General features: G+C 67.3%; 19 protein-coding genes and 1 pseudogene. 7 read left to right on the top strand and 13 right to left on the bottom strand.

Features of this window, described 5'->3' with window-relative positions; translation table 11 throughout:
* The first annotated feature begins 103 nt into the window (after nt 1-103).
* On the top strand, nt 104-1,087 hold the full coding sequence (locus ACM0PB_RS10690; protein WP_065197106.1) for an aldo/keto reductase: 984 nt from the start codon (nt 104-106) through the stop codon (nt 1,085-1,087).
* Nucleotides 1,088-1,122: 35 nt separating this feature from the next.
* Here the strand turns inward: ACM0PB_RS10690 and ACM0PB_RS10685 are convergent, their stop codons facing one another.
* Nucleotides 1,123-2,022, bottom strand: a complete 900-nt coding sequence (locus tag ACM0PB_RS10685) for a LysR family transcriptional regulator (protein WP_065177951.1) — start codon at nt 2,020-2,022, stop codon at nt 1,123-1,125.
* A gap of 312 nt (nt 2,023-2,334) precedes the next feature.
* Here ACM0PB_RS10685 and ACM0PB_RS10680 point away from each other — a divergent pair, with 312 nt between their 5' ends.
* Together ACM0PB_RS10680 and ACM0PB_RS10675 are read left to right on the top strand one after the other, a co-directional pair.
* Nucleotides 2,335-2,547, top strand: coding sequence for a DUF4287 domain-containing protein (locus tag ACM0PB_RS10680; protein WP_005415542.1), 213 nt, complete (start codon nt 2,335-2,337; stop codon nt 2,545-2,547).
* A 111-nt stretch (nt 2,548-2,658) separates the two neighbouring features.
* Entirely contained in the window at nt 2,659-3,366 is a 708-nt protein-coding gene (locus tag ACM0PB_RS10675; RefSeq protein WP_005415543.1) for a YitT family protein, read from the top strand.
* Nucleotides 3,367-3,448: 82 nt separating this feature from the next.
* On the opposite strand, the gene ACM0PB_RS10670 is transcribed toward ACM0PB_RS10675, so the two are convergent.
* Complete coding sequence (locus tag ACM0PB_RS10670) at nt 3,449-3,994, bottom strand: DNA-3-methyladenine glycosylase I (protein ID WP_005415544.1); 546 nt, start codon at nt 3,992-3,994, stop codon at nt 3,449-3,451.
* Nucleotides 3,991-5,784 (bottom strand): DUF4153 domain-containing protein, encoded by a 1,794-nt coding sequence (locus tag ACM0PB_RS10665; RefSeq protein ID WP_065185823.1) that lies wholly within the window; start codon nt 5,782-5,784, stop codon nt 3,991-3,993. Before ACM0PB_RS10665 ends, ACM0PB_RS10670 begins: the two co-directional genes overlap by 4 nt.
* Nucleotides 5,785-5,875: 91 nt before the next feature.
* Between ACM0PB_RS10665 and ACM0PB_RS10660 the strand changes: the two genes are divergently transcribed.
* The 4 genes and pseudogenes from ACM0PB_RS10660 (at nt 5,876) to ACM0PB_RS10645 (ending at nt 8,682) form a co-directional block, all read left to right on the top strand.
* Nucleotides 5,876-6,442 (top strand): YqgE/AlgH family protein, encoded by a 567-nt coding sequence (locus tag ACM0PB_RS10660; protein WP_414604482.1) that lies wholly within the window; start codon nt 5,876-5,878, stop codon nt 6,440-6,442.
* A complete protein-coding gene (gene ruvX, locus ACM0PB_RS10655) occupies nt 6,435-6,929 on the top strand; it encodes a Holliday junction resolvase RuvX (protein WP_005408378.1) in 495 nt (164 codons plus the stop codon). The genes ACM0PB_RS10660 and ruvX overlap by 8 nt, the downstream gene beginning before the upstream one ends.
* 16 nt (nt 6,930-6,945) lie before the next feature.
* Nucleotides 6,946-7,896: an aspartate carbamoyltransferase catalytic subunit gene (locus ACM0PB_RS10650; RefSeq protein WP_065177948.1), complete on the top strand. Its 951-nt coding sequence runs from the start codon at nt 6,946-6,948 to the stop codon at nt 7,894-7,896.
* 295 nt (nt 7,897-8,191) lie between these two features.
* A pseudogene (locus ACM0PB_RS10645) lies at nt 8,192-8,682 on the top strand (REP-associated tyrosine transposase).
* A gap of 87 nt (nt 8,683-8,769) precedes the next feature.
* Here the strand turns inward: ACM0PB_RS10645 and ACM0PB_RS10640 are convergent.
* From ACM0PB_RS10640 to hpf, 10 genes are all read right to left on the bottom strand, one after another.
* The gene (locus tag ACM0PB_RS10640; RefSeq protein WP_065185824.1) at nt 8,770-9,567 is read right to left on the bottom strand and encodes a carboxylesterase family protein; all 798 of its coding nucleotides are present in this window, start codon (nt 9,565-9,567) and stop codon (nt 8,770-8,772) included.
* A gap of 71 nt (nt 9,568-9,638) precedes the next feature.
* A complete protein-coding gene (locus ACM0PB_RS10635; RefSeq protein WP_019659457.1) occupies nt 9,639-9,905 on the bottom strand; it encodes a hypothetical protein in 267 nt (88 codons plus the stop codon).
* Nucleotides 9,906-10,011: 106 nt separating this feature from the next.
* On the bottom strand, nt 10,012-11,373 hold the full coding sequence (gene mgtE / locus ACM0PB_RS10630; RefSeq protein ID WP_049410631.1) for a magnesium transporter: 1,362 nt from the start codon (nt 11,371-11,373) through the stop codon (nt 10,012-10,014).
* Between the two features lie 187 nt (nt 11,374-11,560).
* A complete protein-coding gene (gene ptsP, locus ACM0PB_RS10625; RefSeq protein ID WP_329845560.1) occupies nt 11,561-13,330 on the bottom strand; it encodes a phosphoenolpyruvate--protein phosphotransferase in 1,770 nt (589 codons plus the stop codon).
* 2 nt (nt 13,331-13,332) lie between these two features.
* A complete protein-coding gene (locus ACM0PB_RS10620) occupies nt 13,333-13,602 on the bottom strand; it encodes an HPr family phosphocarrier protein (protein WP_005408385.1) in 270 nt (89 codons plus the stop codon).
* The gene (locus ACM0PB_RS10615) at nt 13,595-13,987 is read right to left on the bottom strand and encodes a PTS sugar transporter subunit IIA (RefSeq protein WP_005408386.1); all 393 of its coding nucleotides are present in this window, start codon (nt 13,985-13,987) and stop codon (nt 13,595-13,597) included. The genes ACM0PB_RS10620 and ACM0PB_RS10615 overlap by 8 nt, the downstream gene beginning before the upstream one ends.
* A 448-nt stretch (nt 13,988-14,435) precedes the next feature.
* Nucleotides 14,436-15,320: an RNase adapter RapZ gene (gene rapZ / locus ACM0PB_RS10610; RefSeq protein ID WP_005415554.1), complete on the bottom strand. Its 885-nt coding sequence runs from the start codon at nt 15,318-15,320 to the stop codon at nt 14,436-14,438.
* Nucleotides 15,321-15,347: 27 nt separating this feature from the next.
* Nucleotides 15,348-16,298 (bottom strand): HPr(Ser) kinase/phosphatase, encoded by a 951-nt coding sequence (gene hprK, locus ACM0PB_RS10605; RefSeq protein WP_005408388.1) that lies wholly within the window; start codon nt 16,296-16,298, stop codon nt 15,348-15,350.
* On the bottom strand, nt 16,295-16,747 hold the full coding sequence (locus ACM0PB_RS10600) for a PTS sugar transporter subunit IIA (RefSeq protein WP_065185825.1): 453 nt from the start codon (nt 16,745-16,747) through the stop codon (nt 16,295-16,297). Before ACM0PB_RS10600 ends, hprK begins: the two co-directional genes overlap by 4 nt.
* Before the next feature lie 21 nt (nt 16,748-16,768).
* Nucleotides 16,769-17,086, bottom strand: a complete 318-nt coding sequence (gene hpf, locus ACM0PB_RS10595) for a ribosome hibernation-promoting factor, HPF/YfiA family (protein WP_005415556.1) — start codon at nt 17,084-17,086, stop codon at nt 16,769-16,771.
* Between the last annotated feature and the right edge of the window lie 22 nt (nt 17,087-17,108).

Genomic DNA, 17,108 nt, shown 5'->3' with positions numbered 1-17,108 from the left:
TGACCGGATTGATGAATTCCAGTCATGACCGACTGCGGTCCAGCCGGCTCAATCCATCGCCACCGCAGGCGTATCGTCAGCACTCCCCCTCTGGAGTACGACGATGCAGACACGTGAACTCGGCCGCAGCGGCCTGAAGGTTTCCGCCCTGGGCCTGGGTTGCATGGGCCTGACCCATGCCTACGGCCAGCCGGTTGAACCGAGCCAGGGCATCGCCCTGCTGCACGCCGCCGTCGAGCGCGGCGTGACCTTCTTCGACACCGCCGAGGTGTACGGCCCGTACACCAACGAAGACCTGCTCGGCCAGGCCTTGGCGCCCCACCGCGACAGGCTGGTGATCGCCACCAAGTTTGGTTTCAAGGACGCGCGCACCGATGCTGGCCTGGACAGCCGCCCGGAGAACATCCGTGCCGTGGCCGAAGCCAGCCTCAAGCGCCTGCGTACCGACCATATCGATCTGTTCTACCAGCACCGCGTCGACCCGAACGTGCCGATCGAGGATGTGGCCGGCACCGTGCGCGACCTGATCGCCGAGGGCAAGGTCGGCCACTTCGGCCTGTCCGAGGCCAGTGCTGCCACCGTGCGTCGCGCGCATGCCGTGCAGCCGGTCGCCGCCGTGCAGAGTGAGTATTCGCTGTGGTGGCGCGAGCCGGAGCGTGAGCTGCTGCCGACGCTGCAGGAGCTGGGCATCGGCTTCGTGCCGTTCAGCCCGCTGGGCCGCGGCTTCCTGACCGGTGCGATCAACGCCGATACCACCTTCGACGCCAACGACTTCCGCAATACCGTGCCGCGTTTCGAAGTGGAGGCGCGCCGCGCCAACCAGGCGTTGGTGGATCGCATCAGCACGATTGCGGCAGCGCGCGGTGCGACGCCTGCGCAGGTCGCACTGGCCTGGCTGCTCGCGCAGGCACCGTGGATCGTGCCGATTCCGGGCACCACCAAGGTTCATCGCCTGGAAGAAAACCTGGGCGCGGCCGACCTGCAGCTGGCGCCGGAAGAACTGCAACGCATCGCGCAGGCGCTGGACGAAGTGTCGATCGTTGGCGAGCGCTACAACCCGCAGCGTGCGGCACAGGCCAAGGGTTGATCACCAGGTGGGTGCGGACCGTTGGTCCGCACTCCTCAACACCCCATCGGCCCGCGCAGCGCATCAAGCACCGTCCGCATCGCCACGGTCACGTGGCGGCGCGAAGGGTAATACGCGTAGTAACCATCGAAGTGCGGGCACCAGTCGTCCAGCACTGATTGCAGCCGTCCATCGTCCAGCATCGGCTGCACCTGGTCTTGCGGCAGCCAGGCCAATCCGCTGCCGGCCAGCGCAGCGGTGCGGGTCATGCCCATGGTGTTGAACGTCCACTGGCCGCTCACGCGCACGCTCAGTTCATTGCCGTCCTGGCCGAAATCCCACGGCATCAGCCCACCATGCGTAGGCAGCCGCAGGGTCACGCAGTTGTGCCCGGCCAGGTCGTCCGGATGCCGCGGCACCACGTGCTGGCGGAAGTAGCTGGGCGCCCCGACCACGCGCATGCGCAGCGGCGGGCTGATCGGTACGGCGATCATGTCGCGCGCCAGCCGCTCGCCCAGGCGGATGCCGATGTCGTAGCGCTCGGCCACGATGTCGGCCAACCCGTAGTCGGCCGCCAGTTCCACCTTCAAATCCGGATACTGCCGCAGCAACGGCGCCAGCCTGGGCCAGGCGATGTACTCGGCGGCGTGGCCGGTGGCATTGATGCGGATGGTGCCGGCCGGGCGTTCACGGTACTCGGCCAGCGCGGCCAGCCCGTCCTCGATCTCGGCCAGGCGCGGGGCCAGGGTATCGAGCAGGCGGGCACCGGCTTCGGTGGTCGAGACGCTGCGGGTGGTGCGGGTCAGCAGGCGCACGCCCAGGCGCTGCTCCAGTCCGCGCATGGCATGGCTGAGCGCGGACTGGGACACGCCCAGTTGGGCGGCAGCCTTGGTGAAGCTGCCCTCGCGGGCAACGTGGACAAAGGCCTGCAGATCGTTGAGATTTTCGCGGGGCATGCGGGGATGATACGACCGGGCTGCGCCCGGCACCTGCCGAAACAACGTCAACGTCAAAAGCTGGCTTCCTGTGGAAGGCGAGGTGGCTCAGGTCGCGGGGGACGGCGCAAGTACGTCCATGTAGCCTCGGTCGCGCCATCCATGGCGCTCACGCCCCCGCAACCGGACCCACCCCGCCTTCGACAGTTTCCCGCTGCTGTCGGTGGGTGCCGACCGTTGGTCGGCACGGGATCCGGCCCCACTACGTGAGGGTGTGTCGATTGCTGCGTCTGTGGTTCGTCAAATGAATGACTTCAACAACGGGGGCTGCACATGAGCACTGGCACCAAGCCGAAAGGCCCGGCCTCGTACTTCCCCTCCATCGAGAAGACCTACGGGCAGCCGGTGGCGCACTGGTTCGGGCTGCTGGCGGGGAAGAAGGGCCTGAAACACATGGAACTGGTCAGCTTCCTGAAGAGCGAGCACGGCCTGGGCCATGGCCACGCCAACGCGCTGGTGGCATACCACCTGGCCGGCAAGGGGTAACCAGCGGCCGGCGGAGGGCAGGGTGGGACGCATTCAGCTGAACGATTTCATCTGCAACTGTCATGCGGATCGTGTCTAATAGCGCTCCCCACCTGCTGTTCCCCCACCCGCATGTCCCTTCCCTCCCATGGCCCCGCGCCGTGCGACGACGCTGACGGCCACCTGGTCACCGCCGGTCCGCTGACCCCGCCGCCCGACAGCGCCGGCACCACCGCCGACGACAAAGCGCTGCGTCACTCGATCGCCGAGGACGTGCAGGGCATGGTGCTGGCCACGATGGTGGCCTCGCTGGGCCTGGCCATCTTCGCCAAGGGCGGGCTGATGATCGGCGGCATGGCGGGCATGGCCTTCCTGCTGCACTACGCGATGGGCTGGAACTTCGGCCTGGTGTTCGTGCTGGTCAACCTGCCGTTCTACTGGGTGGCGCTGCGGCGCATGGGCTGGGAATTCACCCTGAAGACCTTCGCCGCGGTCACCGCCTGTGGCGTGCTGACCGACCTGCTGCCGCGCTGGATCGACTTCTCGCACATCAACCCGCTGTACTCGGCGATTGTCGGCGGTGCGTTGTCCGGCCTGGGCATCCTGTTCTTCATCCGCCACCGTGCAAGCCTTGGCGGCATCGGCATCCTGGCGGTGTACCTGCAGCGCACCCGTGGCTGGAGCGCGGGCAAGGTGCAGATGTCCTACGACGCGTGCCTGATGGTGGCCGCGTTCTTCGTGTTGTCGCCGTCGAAGGTGCTGTATTCGGCCATCGGCGCGGTGGTGCTCAGCCTGGTGCTGATGTTCAACCACCGCCCCGGCCGCTACATGGGCGTGTGACGTTCAACGGTGTTGCCGGCCAGCGGCCGGCACTACCGGAACCCATGCATGGCAGCGCCGGGCCATGCCCGGCGGATATCCATCAGCGGGCGGCAGCCTTCAACCACGGCGGCGACAGCATCAGCAGCCGCGCATGCACCGGGCAATCCTCGGCGTGCGCACCGGGCAGGTAGCCCAGGCTCATCAGGAATTCGCCGGTGATCTCGCCGCCGGTGAAGCGGAACGTCTTCTTGAACAGCTTCACCCAGTCGGCCTTGCTGCGCGGGTGGTGCGCATCCAGCCACGCCGCGAAGCTGCCATGGCTGGCCCGCAACTGCTGGATCACCTGCGCGTTGTGGATCGCCGCCCGTACCTTCAGCCGGTTGCGGATGATGCCTGCGTCCGACAGCAGGCGCTCGATGTCCTGCTCGGCATACGCCGCCACGCGGTCGACATCGAAGCCGTCGTAGGCCGCGCGGAAGCCCTCGCGCTTCTTCAGGATCGTTTCCCAGCTCAGGCCGGCCTGGTTGATTTCCAGCACCAGCCGCTCGAACAGCTCGCGCTCGTCACGCTGCGGGAAGCCGTACTCGTTGGCGTGGTAATAGTCGTGCACCGGATGGCCCGGGGCGATGAGGCAGTAGCCGCTCATGGGGAAGGCTCGTTGGAATCGGATTCGGATTCGGGATCGATGGCCACCGCAGGGTGCCCGCCGATGGACAGCATCGGCCAGCGCGGTGGAATGAGCGTGAGTCTGCCGTCACGCAGGGCCTGGTTGATCGTCTCGGCCTGGCCGCTGACGGTGCCGAACAGCGCACCGGCCCGGCGCCACTGGGAATCCTTGCCACGTGCGTACAGCACGCAGTCCGGTCCACGGTGGGTGTTCAGCTCGCACAGCAGCACCTCGCCGGTACCATCGCCGTCCAGGTCGCGATGCACGATCAGGCAGTCGCGCTCGCTCTGGGCGCAGGATTCGCCATTGATCGATCGGGTGGCCAGAGCTTTCCACCAGTCGTCCGGTGGAGAACTGGATCCCTTGGCCAGCTTCAGCGCGCGCTGCAGGGCGGCGACGTCCTGCGGCCCCTTGTCGAGGCGGTGGCCGTCGTCCCAGCGTGAGGTGCGTGCCAGTGCAGCAGCGATCACCTGTGGCGCGTTGGCATCGGCGGTGATGGCCGGATCGCGCTGCAGTTCGCGCAGCGCCCGCACGCCACGGCGCCCCAGATCGAAGCGCAGCACGTTGACGTCGCTGCTGGTGATCGCCGGCGGATCCGCACGCAGGCGCGCCAGCTGGCTGGACAGGGTCAGCCGCACCGGATCCAGCAGCGGCGAGTTGCCCAGCAGTGCCAGTGCCAGCACCGCCCAGCACATCCAGCGGTTGACCGGCTCCAGCATCTGCAGCCAGCGGCGCTGCCGGCGCAGCACCGCCAGCGCGTAGCCCACGGCATAGCCGGCCGTGGCCAATGCGACGAGCACCGCCCAGAAGCGATCCAGGGTCCAGCCGTACTGCGCCACGCGCAGGCCCAATGCATACAGTGCCAGCGCGGCGTAAACCGGCAGTGTCAGCAGGCTGGCTTCGACCAGCCTGCGCAGCACCAGAGGGTAGGAGACACTGTCTTCCCCCTGCTGGTAGACCGCATTGGTGAACGTCACCAGCAGCAGCGACACCACCACCAGCAGGCTGGCGGCCGAACGGGTCTTCCACAGCGGTTCCAGCCCGGTAAGCGGCAGGCTCAGCACGAACAATACGGCGATGAACGACAGCAGCGGCAGCAGCCCGCGGCAGATCGCGAACAGCACCTGGCGGGTGATCTGGATCGCACGGTGCTGGGTGCGCCCGATCAGCACGCCGAACCCGGCCAGGCTGCCGGTGGCCAGTGCGATGAAAGCGTCCTGCCGGAACAGGTCGCGGAAGACATTCACGTCCAGCAGTTGGAACAGCGCTGCCCACAGCCACAGCAGCAGCCAGGTCAGCCCGGTGAACAGCGCCGCCAAAGCGAGGGTCAAACCGTTCTGCCAGGCGCGCTCGAACAACTCGGGGTAGCTGGCGCGCCAGTGCCCATGCTGCAGCTGGAACTGCCACCAGGGCAGTGCCACGAACACCGCCACGCCCATGCCCAGGGTCAACGGAAACTGCAGCGCGCCCGACTCCAGTGCGGTCTCGCCATTGAGGTTCCAGCCGATCCAGGCGGCCAGCGCCAGCACCACCGCCGAGCCGAGCACGGCCTGCAGCCACAGTCGGCGCTGGCCCAGCTCGACCAGGCTCAGCGCCACCGCGCTGGGAATGGCCAGCACCCAGGCGTACCAGCAGTAGCGCCAGCCGATATCGCGGAATGGCCAGGCATCGGACAGCTCCTGCGCGGCATACAGCATCAGGCCCTGCAGCAGGGCAAGCAGGACGATGGCGCTGCGTGCCGGCAGGGTCAGGGGCGAAGAAGACGGCATCAATGACCTTCCGTGGCAAAGCACCATCCTAGCCCATCGTGGTTCGGCGCCATCGCGCGACCATCCCGCCCCCAGCAGGTAGAATGGGCCCATGCCTGTAATGCCGACCTCCCTTGCCGATCACCTGCTCGTCGCGCTGCCGTCGCTGCTCGACGCGACCTTTGCCCGCAGCGTCGCGCTGATCTGCCAGCACGACGAGAGCGGGGCGATGGGCGTGCTGGTCAACCAGCCTTCCGAATACACGCTGGGTGAAGTGCTCGCGCAGATGGACATCACCACCGGTGATGGCGACCTGCAGGCGCGCATGGTGCTCAATGGCGGCCCGGTGCATCCCGAGCGCGGCTTCGTCATCCATGACGACGCGCGCGCGTGGGATTCCAGCCTGACCGTGGGCCACGGCCTGTACCTGACCACCTCGCGCGACATCCTCGAAGCGATGGCGCGCGGCGAAGGCCCGGCCAATGCGGTGGTCACCCTCGGCTGTGCCGGTTGGGGCGCAGGGCAGCTGGAAAGCGAGCTGTCCGAGAACAGCTGGCTGACCGTGCCGGCCGATGCCGAGCTGGTGTTCCAGCTGCCGCTGGAGCAGCGCTGGCAGGGTGCGGCTTCGCGTATCGGTGTCGACCTGTTCCGGCTGACTGACTACAGCGGCCATGTCTGAGCCCATCACGCCCGCACCGGATTCTGCTGCCCCGGCCATCCGTCGTGACGGCACGGTCCTGGGTTTTGATGTCGGCTCGCGGCGGATCGGCGTGGCCATCGGCAGTGCCTTTGCCGCGCATGCGCGCGCGGTGGCGGTGGTCGATGTGCACGGCAACGGCCCGGACTGGACCGCGATCGAACGCCTGCTCAAGGAATGGAAGCCCGACGGCCTGGTGGTCGGCGACCCGCTGACCCTGGACGGCCAGGACCAGCCCAACCGCAAGCGTGCGCAGGGCTTTGCCCGCCAGCTGCGGGAGCGCTTCAAGCTGCCGGTGGTGATGATCGACGAGCGTTCCAGCTCGGTCGAGGCTGCCCGCCGTTTCGCCGTCGAGCGCGCCGAAGGGCGCAAGCGTCGCCGTGATGCGGCCGCCCTCGACGCCGTGGCCGCGGCGGTGATCATCGACCGCTGGCTGTCGTCCCCCGACGACGCCACCCCCATTCCCTGACTGCACGACTCCCGCCATGACTGCCCAGCAAATCGATGTCTCCGGACGCCTGCGCCACCTGCTGACCCTGGAGGGCCTGCCGCGCGAAACCCTGCTGCAGTTGCTCGATCGGGCTGGGCAGATCCGCGACGCCGCAGTCGGCCGTGTCGGCAACAAGCGCCACGTGCTGGCTGGTTCGGCGGTGTGCACGCTGTTCTTCGAGCCGTCCACGCGCACCCGCAGCTCGTTCCAGCTGGCCGCGCAGCGCCTCGGGGCCGATGTGCTGAACTTCGATGCCTCGACCTCGTCCACGCGCAAGGGCGAAACCGCCTGCGACACGCTGCGCAACCTGGAAGCGATGGGCGTGCGCGGCTTCGTGGTGCGCCACCCCGATGACGGCGCCGTGGCCGCGCTTGCCGACGCTGCGGGCGAGGGCACCGCGCTGATCAATGCCGGCGACGGCCGCAGTTCGCACCCCACCCAGGGCCTGCTCGACATGCTGACCCTGCGCCAGGCCAAGGGCCCGGATTTCTCGAAGCTGAAAGTGGTGATCGTCGGCGATGTGAAGCACTCGCGGGTGGCCCGCACCGACCTGCACGCGCTGCGCACGCTGGGCGTGGGCGAGATCCGCGTATGCGGCCCGCAGTCGCTGCTGCCGGATGATGAGACCCTGAAGGGCTGCGTGGTCGGCGATGATTTCGACGCGATGCTGGAAGGCGTCGACGCGCTGATGATGCTGCGCCTGCAGCGCGAGCGCATGGAAGAAGGCCTGGTGCCGTCGCTGGAGCAGTACCACGCGCAGTACGGCCTGACCCGCGAGCGCCTGGCGCGTGCCGGCAAGGATGCGGCCGTGTTGCACCCGGGCCCGATCAACCGTGGCGTGGAAGTGACCGATGACGTGGCCGATGGCCCGCAATCGTGGGTGCTGCGCCAGGTCGCCAACGGCGTCGCGGTGCGCATGGCCGTGCTGGAAACCTTGCTGGGCTGAGCACTTTGGTGGGTGCCGACCGTTGGTCGGCACGGCTGATCTGTCCTCATCCGGCCCGGTGGGTACCGACCGTTGGTCGGCACGGCTGATCTGTCCTTATCCGACCCGGTGGGTGCCGACCGTTGGTCGGCACGGCTGATCTGTTCTCAGCCGATCCGGTGGGTGCCGACCGTTGGTCGGCACTGAACCATCAGTGCGGTGAAGTGCGGGCCTGGCCATTGAATGGTTTCGGGCCTACCTGTATTGACGTGTTGCCCGATAGAAGAGAGATACCGGCAGGCGCACGCTTGGGCCCATGAACCGCGCTCGCCTACGCCTTGGCCGCCATTCCCGGATCGGGCAATCCTACATCCTGACCACCGTCACCCAGGAACGTCGACGCTACTTCGATGATGCCACTGCGGCACAGGAGGTGATGGATGTGTTCCGTCGCATTGATGATGATGGCCTGACGCACTCACTTGCCTATGTGGTCATGCCGGACCACATCCATTGGCTTGTGGAGATCCGTGCGTTCTCGCTGGACTACATCATGCAACGCTTCAAATCGAGCAGTGCATTGCGGATCAACCGCATGCTGGGCAAGACAGGACCATTTTGGCAATCGAGCTATCACGATCACGCCATTCGTTCTGAAGAATCACTGTTTCGCCATGCGATGTAATCGTCGCCAACCCGGTCAGGGCGAACTTGGCGAGCTGCGTGGGAGAGTATCCGTATGCCTGGTGCCGATGGGAGATTGATGGGAGGTACCAAGCAATGGATTACCCCGAAGCGGAGAGATAGTGCCGACCAACGGTCGGCACCCACCAATACCCAAGCCGACCAACGGTAGGTATCCACCAACAGATGTTTCCCAGCAGAAGCCGCGGTTCAGCGCTTCTGCGCGAACAGCCATGCCCACATTGCCGGGTCCGCGTACGTGGCGTCCCAGGCATTGTGGTTGCCCTCCGGGTACTCGGTGTAGCGCACGTCGCGTGCAGCGGCGCTTTGGAAGGCGGCGTGCAGCCTGCGGTCGTCGTCCGGCGGCACCACGTCATCCAGCGCACCATGGAAGATCCAGATCGGTGTGTGCCGAAGCCGCTTGGCGATCGCGGCATACGGATCGGATTCCTGGGCCACCTGTTCGACGAACAGCGTCGGACGCACCGCGCGCGGCGCCAGCACCGCGCCGCATACCGGCACGATCGCGGCGAAGCGCCCGGGGTCATCCAGCGCGATGTTCCAGCTGCCATAGCCGCCCATCGACATCCCGGTCAGGTACTGCCGCGAGGGATCGGCACCGAACTCGGCGATGGTGGCGTCCAGGGCGGCCAGCGCAACGCGGTTGTTGCGCCCGCTCCATTCCTGGCGGCCCGGCACCTGCGGGAATACGGCCAACGCGGGGAAGTCGGCCGCGTGCCTGCGCAGGTGCGGCCCCAGCCCCGCATGGGTCTGCTTGACGCCGTCGCCGCCACGCTCGCCGGATCCGTGCAGGAACAGCACCACCGGCAGCGCGCCAGGCGTGCGCGCCGCGGTGGCCGGAATGAACACCTGGTAATAGGCGGTGCGGCCATCCACTTTCACCGCACGCGATTCGAAGCGGCCACGTGCGCTGTCCGGGTGCGAGGCGCAGCCGGCCATCATCAGGATCGCCAGCATTGGCAGCCAGCGCATCATCGTACGGACCATCGACGTTCCAGGAGCGGTGGGTTCAGCCGCATCCTAGTCCGCCGCAGGTCAACGCGGCATCTTGCGCCGCATCACTGCGGGCGCGGGAAGCTGGCAATGATGTCCAGTTGTTCCTGCGCTTCGGCATTGCCTGCCGCCGCCGCAGCCTGCACCTGCGCCATGTCCGGGTGCAGCACCACCAGCAACGGGTTTTCGCAGACCGGGCAGTCGTACTCGGTGGCGTCCTCGTCCAGCTCCATCTCCATGGCACGCGAGCTGCCCTTCCATTCGCAGGCTGGGCAGGTGTGCTGCTGGTCGCGCCAGCCGGGCTGGAAATAGTTTTCGATCGTGGTGGCCATGAGGGTCCAGTTGGAATCGGGTCAGAGCCCCGCGCTGCGGGGATCCGACCCTAGGTCTTGGTGTGGGTCGGAGCTCCGCGTTGCGGGGATCCGGCCCGGCAGGGGATCAGTGCAGCAGCACCAGCGTGGCCAGGCCGAGGAAGGTGAAGAAGCCCATCGAGTCGGTCACGGCAGTCAGGAAGATGCCACTGGCCAGCGCCGGGTCGAAGCCGAAGCGTTTCAGGGTCAGCGGCACCAGTACGCCGGCCAGCGCCGCAAACAGCAGGTTGCAGGTCAGCGCGATGGCGATCACCGCCGACAGCCCGGGCGAGTGGAACCAGACCAGCACGATCAGTCCCAGGATCGAGCCGAGCAGCAGGCCGTTGAGCGCGGCCACCCGCACTTCCTTCCACAGCAGCGTGCGCGCGTTGGAGGCGCCCACTTGGCCCAACGCCAGGCCGCGCACCATCAGCGCCAGCACCTGGGTACCGGCGTTACCGCCGAGGCCGGCGACGATCGGCATCAGCACCGCCAGCGCCACCAGCTTGTCGATGGTGCCTTCGAAATGGCCGACCACGCTGGAGGCCAGGAACGCCGTGCACAGATTGATCGACAGCCACATCAGGCGGCGGCGCATGGCGCGCCAGACCGGGCTGAACAGGTCCTCGTCCTCGTCCAGGCCGGCTGCGCCCAGCGCCTGGTGCTCGGCCTGGCCACGGATGATGTCGACCACGTCATCGATGGTGATGCGGCCAACGAGGATGTTGTTCTCGTCCACTACCGGTGCGGAGATCCAGTCATGGTCGGAGAACTGCCGTGCCACTTCCTGGTCGCTCTCGCCGACGTCGATGGCCGGCTGCTCGTCGTCGATCAGGCGGTTGATCGGGGTGGTGTCCTCGTGGGTCACCAGTGCCGCCAGCGACACCCGGCCGAGATACTGGTGCCGCCGGCTGACCACGAACAGGTGGTCGGTGTGGTCAGGCAATTCGCCGCGCAGGCGCAGGTAGCGCAGCACCACGTCGACGTTGACGTCGGCGCGCACGGTCACCACGTCCGGGTTCATCAGGCGGCCGGCGCTGTCCTCGGGATAGGACAGCACCTGTTCCAGCCGCTCGCGGTTCTCGCGGTCCATCGACTTGAGGACTTCATCGATGACCGTATCCGGCAGGTCTTCGACCAGGTCGGCCAGATCGTCGATGTCCAGGTCTTCGACCGCGGCGATGATCTCGTCCGGGTCCATGTCCGCGAGCAGGCTTTCGCGCACGTCCTCGCCGACGTGGACCAGCACCTCGCCGTCGTCCTCAGGATCGACCAGGCCCCACACCACCTCGCGCTTGCCCGGCGGCAGTGATTCAAGCAGGTTGCCGATCTCGGCCGGGGCCAGGGTGTTGACCAGGCGACGTACCGGGCCCAGCCGGCCGCTGTCCAGTGCATCGGACAGCATCCGCAGTTGGCGCGCAGTCTTGTCGTGGCGTACAGCTTCAGCCATCGCAGCTCCCGCGGGATAAGAAAAGCCGCGATCCCGGCAAGGATGCGGCAACAGGGGTGTTCAGCGCGTCATTATCGCAAGGGGATGTTTCACCGGATACCCCGGCGGCAACGAGACGGGGTCAGATCCCTTTTCCCGCGGGAAAGGGATCTGACCCCAGGCGTGCATGCTCGGCGAGCGGGTGGTGTCAGGCCGTTTCCGCCACCAGCGCCAGCCAGCGTTCGATGGCGCGGCGGTCGCGCGCGGTCAGCAGCTTCGGCGCGCGCGCGCGCAGCACGGACAGGTCGGCTTCGCGTATCGCGCGGCGTACCTCCAGCAACGTACCGGGGTGCAGGCTGAACTCGCTCAGGCCCAGCGCCAGCAGCAGCGGGGTCATCCGGGCATCACCGGCCATCTCGCCGCAGACCGCCACCGGGATGCGGTGACGCGCGCCGGTCTCGATCACCATCTGCAGCAGCCGCAGCACGGCCGGGTGCAACGGTGAATACAACTCGCCCAGCGCCTCGTTGTTGCGGTCGGCAGCCAGCAGGTACTGCACCAGATCGTTGGTGCCGATCGACAGGAAATCGACCAGGTCGATGAAGCTCTCCAGCGCCAGCGCAGCGGCGGGGACTTCGATCATCGCGCCCAGCGGTACGTGGTCGGACACCATGTGCCCTTCGCCGCGCAGCTGTTCGGTCAGTTTGAGCATGCGCCGGCGCACGGCCAGCAGCTCCTCGCGGGTGCTGACCATCGGCACCAGTACGCGCAGTTTGCCGTATGCAGACGCGCGCAGGATCGCGCGCAGCTGGGTGTCGGCCACTTTCGGCCGTGCCAGCGACAGGCGCACCCCGCGCAGGCCGAGTGCAGGGTTCTCTTCGTTGCTCAGGGTCAGGCCGGTACGGTCGGCCTTGTCCGCGCCCAGGTCCAGCGTGCGTATGGTGACCGGCCGCCCGCTCATGCCCAGCGCGGCATCGCGGTAGGTCTGGAACTGCTCTTCTTCGTCCGGCAGCTCATTGCGCTGCAGGAACAGGAATTCGGTGCGGTACAGGCCGAGCCCCTGCGCGCCCAGTGCATGCGCCTGGGTCACGTCTTCCAGCGATTCGGCATTGGCCAGCAGGGCAATGTCGACCTGGTCGCGGGTACGGCTGGGCTTGCTGCGCAGGCGGCCGAGCTCGCGCTGCTCGCGCGCATGTTCCTTCAGCCGGACGCGGTAGTCCCGCAGGTTGTCGGCCTGCGGGTTGACGGTGATGCTGCCGTCGGCGCCATCGATGATCAGCACATCGCCATCGGCGATGCGGCTGAGCAGCTGCGGCACGTTGACGATCAGGGGCAGGTGCAGGCTGCGCGCCAGGATCGCGCTGTGCGACAGCGCGCTGCCGGCGGCCGTGACGATGCCGACTACGCCCTGTGCCTGCAGCTGCGCCAGCTCGGAGGGCGCGATGTTGTCACAGACCAGGATCTCGCCGGCCAGGCCTTTCACTGCCGACGGCCGTTCGGGTTGCAGGAAGGCGTGGATGCGCCCGATCACATGGTCGAGATCGTCCATGCGGCTCTTCAGATAGGCATCGTCCATGCCATCGAAGACCTTGGCCAGGCGGTCGCGCTGCAGGCGCAAGGCATAGCCGGCGCTGTACGGGCCACTGCGGATCAGCTCGTCCAGGCCGTACAGCAGCTCGGGGTCGTCCAGCAGCAGCGCGTGCAGGTCGAGGAACTCGCCCACTTCCTGGTTCAGGGCGCCATGCAGGCGCTGGCGCAGCTCGTGCATTTCCGTACGCGCGGCATCCAGCGCCCGGTGCAGGCGCGCCAGTTCGGCCTCGACCTGGTGGGCGGCCACGCGCTGCTCGGCAACCTCCAGCGCATGCGGCAGCCGCACGCGTGCCCGGCCCATCGCCGTTCCGCGCGCGGCGCCGTGGCCGGCCAGCAGCTGTACCGGCCGTTGGCCGGAAGGGACCTGGCTGGCGCGTGCGCGCGGCACGCTCAGCTGTCCTCGTCGAAGCGGCGTTCGAACAGGCCGACCACCGCTTCCATCGCGGCGGCTTCGTCCTCGCCGTTGATGCGCACGGTGACCGGGGTGCCCTGGCCGGCGGCCAGCAGCATCACGCCCATGATGCTCTTGGCGTTGATCTCACGGCCCTTGGCGGCCATGGTCACGTTGCAGCGGAACGGCGCCAGGGTCTGCACCAGCTTGGCGGTGGCCCGGGCATGCAGGCCCAGGCGGTTGCTGACGGTGAGTTCTCGTTCAAGCATCGTCGACTATCGCTCCATTACGGGTACCCGCCGCGGCTGTGGCAGGCAGTTGATCCAGTCCCTGTTCCGGATAATTCATCACCCGCAGCAACATCGGCAGGCTCAGCGCCGATACCCGGCGAACCGGGGTCCCCAGCCGGGCCAGCTGCCCGGCAAGGTTGGCGGGGCTGGCGCCGTACAGGTCGGTCAGGATCAGCACGCCGTCACCTCCATCGACCCGCCGCAAAGCGGCCGAGGCGAGCGGGAGCAGGGCGTCCAGGTCTGCGTCGAACGGTACTTCGAAAGCTTCGGTTTTCAGCGGCAACTGCCGCAGGAGCCGGGTCGCCACGTCAAGCAGGGCGGTCCCGACCCCGGGATGTGTTACGAGGAGAATGCCACAGGTCATTACTGCACGTTAACAGGTCAAGGTGAATCGGCGATAGCAGCAGATGAGGGGTACTGTGTCCCGTATTCAGTGTTGCTCGGGTCGGGGACCTTTTTCATTGGAAAAGGGATCCGACCCCATGCGTTTTTCGATGCCTGGCAGCGATTCATCCACGCATGGCGTGGATCTACCGTGTCGACCAAGGTCGACACCTACCAACAGCGCACGGAATCTGTCAGAGGCGGGGCGGTGTGGGTAGGCAGGACCGTTGGCGCCATGGATGGCGCCATCGAGCCCCCATGGACGGGTTCACGGCGTGTCCTGGCTACCCACACCGCCCCGCCATCCCACGGAATGCCGCTTTTGCTTTTGCTGTTGCTGTTGCTGTTGCTGTTGCTGTTGCTGTTGCTGTTGCCGGCCAGCGGCCGGCACTACCAACGGGTGCCGGGCGCAGCCCGGCCGACCACCCTCAATCCTGTTCGCGGTGGTAGGTGGCCACGTCCTGCCAGCCCATCTCGCGGGCGTGCCGGGCCATGCGCTCGGCCAGGAACACCGAGCGGTGCTTGCCGCCGGTGCAGCCGAACGCCACGGTCACGTAGCTGCGGGTGCCATCCCCCAGTTTCGGCAGCCAGGTATCCAGGAAATCCATCAGCTGGGCCAGGTAACGCTGCACGTCGGGCTGCGCTTCCAGATAGTCGCGCACGCCCGGCTCGCGGCCGCTCAGCGCGCGCAGGTCCGGGTCCCAGTGTGGATTGGGCAGCACCCGCGCATCGAACACGAAGTCCGCCTCGGCCGGTACGCCGCGCTTGTAGGCGAATGATTCGAACAGCAGCGACAGGCCAGTGGCATGGTCCATCGCGAACTCGGTGATGATCCGCCGCCGAAGCTGGTGCACGTTGAGGGTGCTGGTATCGATCACCGCATCGGCCTCGCGGCGCAACGGTGCGGTCAGCTCGCGCTCGCGGGCGATCGCTTCGGGCAGCGACAGGCCCAGCTGGCTCAGCGGATGGCGACGACGGGTGTCGGCGTAGCGCTTGAGCACCGTTTCGTCGCTGGCCTCGAAGAACAGTACCTTCACTTCCACGCCGGCGTCGGTGGCCAGCTGCCGCCAGTCGCCCAGCTGGCTCAGGTCAGCCTGGCCGCGGACATCGATGCCTACGGCCAAGCGGCGCGGTGCGCTGCCGTCGTGGTTGGCCAGCAGGCTGCGCACGAAGTCCGGCAGCAGGTGGATCGGCAGGTTGTCCGAGCAGTAGTAGTCCTGGTCCTCGAAGGTCTTCAGGGCGACGGATTTACCCGAGCCGGACAGGCCGCTGACGATGATCAGGGTCGGGGCGGTGGGGATTGCGGTGCTCATGGACAGGCTCTTCGAGGGGCAGGAGGATCAGGGTGTTCGCCGTTCCAGCAGGTTGCTGTGGCGGGCGATGAACATGGCCGCCGGGTCAATGCCCTTGGTGCGCAGGATGTGCAGGCGGGTGGCGGCTTCGGTCAGCACGGCCAGGTTGCGGCCGGGCATCACCGGCAGGGTGATCAGCGGAACGTCCAGGTCCAGCACATGGCGGGTGCCCGAGTCGCCGGTCAGACGCTCGTAGCCATGCGGGGTGGGTTCGGTCATCGGCTTGGTCAGGTGGACGATCAGCCGAAGGTACTTGTTCTTCTTTACAGCCGTGTCGCCGAACATCTCGCGCACGTTCAGCACGCCCAGGCCGCGCACTTCCAGCAGGTCCTGCAGCAGTTCGGGGCAGGTGCCGTCGAGCACGTCCGGGGCGATCTGGGTGAACTCGGGGGCGTCGTCGGCGACCAGGCGGTGACCACGGCTGAGCAGTTCCAGTGCCAGCTCGCTCTTGCCCGACCCGGCCTCACCGGTGATCAGCACGCCAATGGAATAGATCTCCATGAACACGCCGTGCAGGATCACCCTCGGCGCGAGCGTGCGCGCCAGGTGGTAGGACAGGTGGTTCAGCAGTTCGTGGCCGCGCTTGGGCGACAACCACAGCGGCGTGCCGGATTCATCGGCGGCGGCGCGCAGGTCTTCGGGGCAGGCCTGGTTGCGGGTCAGCACCAGCGCAAGCGGGTGCGACTGCATGATCTTTTCGATGGTCTCCCAGCGCTGGCGCGGTTCCAGCGCATCCAGCCAGGACAGTTCCTCGGTGCCCAGGATCTGCACCTTGTTGGGATAGATGGCGTTGAGGTAGCCGGCCAGCGAGGGACGCCGCGAGACCGTGTTGCCGGCCTCCAGCTCGCGCTTCTCACCGGATTTGCCGGCGGCCCAGCGCAGCCCCAGCCGCTCGCGCTGCTGTTCGAACAGTTCACGGGCGGTGATGCTGGTATTCATGCGGCGCTCGCAGGTGGGGTCATGTCCAGCGCCTCGCGCAGGGCCCGGGCATCGCCGGCCGCACGCAGGGCCTGGCGGATATCCGGCGCGGAAAACAGCTCGGCCAGCTCGGACAGCAGCATCAGGTGCTGGTGGGTGTAGTGGGCGGGGACGGCCATCGCGAACACCAGGTCCACCGGCTCATCGCCGCCGAAGTCGACCGGGGCCGCCAGACGCAGCAGGGCGCCACGGGGGCGGTCCAGGGTCGGCGCGCGGCCGTGGGGGATGGCGATACCGTGGCCGATCGCGGTGCTGCCCAGGGCTTCGCGCTGGCACAGGTTCAGATAGATCTGTTCGGCATTGGCCTGGCGGCAGGCCAGCAACCCGGCGGCGGCCTGCAGGACGCTGTCACGGTCGGTGGCCGTGCAGAGCTGGGTCTGCACGGCCGCCAGGAGGTCAGTCAGGGGCATGTCTGCGGGGAACGATGGCGATCAGCCACCATTGTCGCCCACCGGCAGCGGTGCGTGCTGCTGTTTTTTCTCCTTGTGCTTGATGACCAGGCGGTCAAGCTTGTCCGCAAGCAGGTCGATCGCGGCATACATGGTCTGGCCGCCGGCCTCGGCGTGCAGGGTCTGCCCCGGGATGTTGAGGCTGGCGTCGACGTGGTGTTCGGTCTTCTGCAGCTTGAGGGTCACCCGCGCTTCGCAGTGCTGGTCGAAGTGTTTTCCGATCCGGGCCAGCTTCTCCTCCACATAGGACTGCAGGGCCGGGGTGACTTCGACGTCTTTGCCAAACGTTTCGATGCGCATCGGGTTTCTCCTGTGTTCGGAT

It is taken from the genome of Stenotrophomonas sp. AR029, from assembly GCF_047520695.2.
GTDB lineage: Bacteria > Pseudomonadota > Gammaproteobacteria > Xanthomonadales > Xanthomonadaceae > Stenotrophomonas > Stenotrophomonas sepilia.
Note: the sequence above shows the minus strand (reverse complement) of the source record. Positions and strands in the feature narration are given on the sequence as shown.